The organism is Streptomyces sp. NPDC058470 (genome assembly GCF_042721055.1).
GTDB lineage: Bacteria > Actinomycetota > Actinomycetes > Streptomycetales > Streptomycetaceae > Streptomyces.
In genome coordinates, this window is sequence record NZ_JBHXMF010000098.1 from 10,614 (window position 1) to 14,167 (window position 3,554).

General features: G+C 69.6%; 2 protein-coding genes. One reads left to right on the forward strand and one right to left on the reverse strand.

Features of this window, described 5'->3' with window-relative positions; translation table 11 throughout:
* On the reverse strand, nucleotides 1-1,741 hold a 1,741-nt coding region (locus tag ACFWP7_RS40580), incomplete at its 3' end, for an ATP-binding protein (RefSeq protein ID WP_384392962.1).
* Nucleotides 1,742-1,977: 236 nt separating this feature from the next.
* On the opposite strand from ACFWP7_RS40580, the gene ACFWP7_RS40585 reads away from it, so the two are divergent.
* Entirely contained in the window at nucleotides 1,978-3,396 is a 1,419-nt protein-coding gene (locus ACFWP7_RS40585; protein WP_384392988.1) for a cation:dicarboxylate symporter family transporter, read from the forward strand.
* Nucleotides 3,397-3,554: the final 158 nt, after the last annotated feature.

Here is a 3,554-nt window from a genome sequence, read left to right on the forward strand (position 1 = left end):
CGTCGGCCTCGGATGTCGTGGTGGGTGGCCTGGTCTCGGGTGTCGTGGTGGGTGTGTCGGCCTCGGTCGGCGTGGTCGACGCGTCGGCCCCGGATGTCGTGGCGGATGCCCCGGTCCCGGACGACGTGGTACTCGGCGTCGAGGACACCGTAGGCAACGGCAGCCGCGCCTCGAACTCCGCCCCGCCCCCGGCGGCCGCCGCCACCGTCAAGGTGCCGTCGTGCCTGCTCACGGCCTGTCGTACGAGAGCCAGCCCCAGGCCCCGGCCGCCGGGCCCCGACGGCTTGGTCGACCAGCCGCGCTGGAAGACCGCCTCCGCGTGAGCGGGATCGACCCCCGCACCGGTGTCGGCGACCCGCAGCACCAGCCCGTCGGCGTCCGTGAACGCCGTCACGGTGACCCGCGCGCCCACCGTCCCCTGTGCCGCGTCCACCGCGTTGTCGATGAGATTCCCCAGGACCGTGACCAGGTCGCGAGCGGACAGGGAGTCCGGCAGGAGTCCGTCGTCGATGGCGCTGTCCTGGGAGACCACCAGCTCCACACCCCGCTCGTTGGCCTGCGCGGCCTTGCCGAGGAGCAGGGCGGCGAGCACCGGTTCGCTGACCGCCGCGACCACCTGGTCGGTGAGTGTCTGGGCCAGTTCCAGTTCCGCCGTGGCGAACTCGACGGCCTCCTCGGCGCGGCCCAGCTCGATGAGGGACACCACCGTGTGGAGGCGGTTCGCGGCTTCGTGCGCCTGTGAGCGCAACGCCAGGGTGAAGCCGCGCTCCGAGTCCAGCTCGCCCATCAGGGACTGGAGTTCGGTGACGTCGCGCAAGGTCACGACGGTGCCACGGCGGTCGCCGCCGGAGACCGGGGAGGTGTTCACCACCAGGACGCGGTTCGCCGTCAGGTGCACCTCGTCCACCCGCGGCTCCGCCGACAGCAGCGCGCCCGTCAGCGGTGCGGGCAGCCCGAGCTCGGCCACGGAACGGCCGACCACATCGCCGCCCACCCCCAGCAGCTCGCGCCCGCCGTCGTTGATGAGCGCCACCTTGAACTGCCCGTCCAGCATCAGCAGACCCTCGCGTACGGCGTGCAGCGCGGCCTGGTGGTAGTCGTGCATGTGGCTCAGCTCGGCCGCGTTCATCCCGTGGGTGGAGCGGCGCAGCCGGGCGTTGATGACGTACGTGCCGAGACCGCCCAGGGCCAGGGCGCCCGCCGCGACGCCGAGGAGCGCCGTCACCTGGTCCTGCACGCGGGCGGTGATCACCTCGACCTTGATACCGGCGCTGACCAGGCCGATGATCTTGCCGTTGTCCCAGATGGGAACCACCGCGCGAACGGATGGACCCAGCGTGCCCGTGTACGTCTCCGTGAAGGACTTGCCCTTCAGCGCGGGGTCGATGTTGCCGAGGAAGTGCTTGCCTATCAGCGTCTCGTCGGGGTGGGTCCAGCGGATGCCGGCCGTGTTCATGATGGTGACGAAGTCGACGTCCGTGTCCTGCTGCACGTGGAGGGCGTACGGCTGGAGGGTCTTCGTCGGGTCGCTGGTGTGGATCGCCTCGCCTACGGAAGGGGAGTCGGCGACCGAGCCGGCCACGGCCATGGCCTGGCGTCCCGCCGCCTCCTCGGCCTGGCCGCGGTCGCTGACGTAGCTGAACAGCGCGTACCCGGCGACGAGCACCGCGATCAGCACGGCCTGCATGCCGAAGAGCTGACCGGCGAGGCTGCGGGGTCTGGGGACGCGGGGCAGGCGCATGTTCAACAGTCTCCCTCCAGGTATAAGTGTGAACTAAATGAACGGAAGGGTGACCGCCCTCACAAGGCGGGAGATAGTCACCGCATCCCCTGGAAGTGCGCCTCCAGGACAGGCCGGGAGCCTTCTCTCCCGGATCCACCCGGGAATCCGCCTCCCGGTTCTGGAGGCGCGACTTCCGGATCCCCGGTCGTGAGCCGCACACCGGGTTCCGCCGGTCGTGAGCCGCACGCCGGATGATGCCGACGACGTCGTCAAGGAGGGCAGCCGTGGCCAGCACCCCGCAAACCGCACCTGCCGCACCCGCCGTAAAGCGGGACCGCACCCACTATCTCTACATCGCCGTGATCGGCGCCGTGATCGTCGGTATCGCCGTCGGCCTGCTCGCTCCCGACTTCGCGGTCGAGCTCAAGCCCATCGGCACCGGCTTCGTGAACCTCATCAAGATGATGATCTCCCCCATCATCTTCTGCACGATCGTGCTGGGCATCGGTTCCGTACGCAAGGCCGCCAAGGTCGGCGCCGTCGGCGGTATCGCACTCGGATACTTCCTGGTCATGTCGCTGGTGGCGCTCAGCATCGGCCTGGTCGTCGGCAACATCCTGGACCCGGGCACGGGCCTCCAGGTGACCAACGCCGTCAAGGAAGCCGGTCAGGGCCAGGTGTCGGCAGAGGCGCTGCCGCCGGTCGACTTCGTGCTGTCGATCATCCCGACCACCATGGTCTCCGCCTTCACCGAGGGCCAGGTCCTGCAGACCCTCCTCGTGGCGCTGCTCGCCGGGTTCGCGCTGCAGGCCATGGGACCGGCCGGCCGGCCCGTCCTGCGCGGCGTCGAGCACATTCAGCGGCTCGTCTTCCGTATCCTCGGCATGGTGATGTGGGCGGCCCCGCTCGGTGCCTTCGGCGCGATCGCCGCCGTCGTCGGTTCCGCCGGGGTGGACGCGCTGAAGAGCCTGGCCGTCCTGATGCTGGGCTTCTACGCCACCTGCTTCCTCTTCGTCTTCATCGTGCTCGGCACGCTGCTGCGCGTCGTCGCGGGTCTGAACATCCTCACGCTCTTCAAATACCTGGGCCGTGAGTTCCTGCTGATCCTGTCCACCTCCTCCTCCGAGTCCGCCCTCCCGCGGGTCATCGCGAAGATGGAGCACCTGGGCGTGAGCAAGTCGGTGGTCGGCATCACGATCCCGACCGGCTACTCCTTCAACCTCGACGGCACCATGATCTACATGACCATGGCCTCGCTCTACATCGCCGACGCGATGGGCACCCCGATGTCGCTCGGGGAGCAGATCCCGCTGCTGCTCTTCCTGCTCGTCGCCTCGAAGGGCGCGGCGGGTGTCAGTGGCGCCGGTCTCGCCACGCTGGCCGGCGGTCTGCAGTCGCACAAGCCCGCACTCGTGGACGGCGTCGGCCTCATCGTCGGCATCGACCGCTTCATGAGCGAGGCGCGCGCCCTGACGAACTTCGCGGGCAATTCGGTCGCCACCGTCCTGATCGGCACCTGGACGAAGGAGATCGACACGGACCGGGTGAACCGCGTCCTCGCCGGTGAGTTCCCGTTCGACGAGACGACCCTGCTGGACGACGAGGACGGCGCGGCTCCGGCCGACGCGGACGTCCCGGAGCAGGGCGGCGAGAAGGAACTCGCCAAGGCATGAGCCTCGCGGGTGCCCTCCTGAACGGGGCGCCCGCGAACCGGGGACCGGGACATCCCCTCCCCAGAACGCCGAGCGGCCAGGCCATCCCCCGTAGCCTGGCCGCTCGGTGCGTCTCCGTGAGATGTGAGCCGTAAGCGGCAGCCGGAAATCGGAAGCCG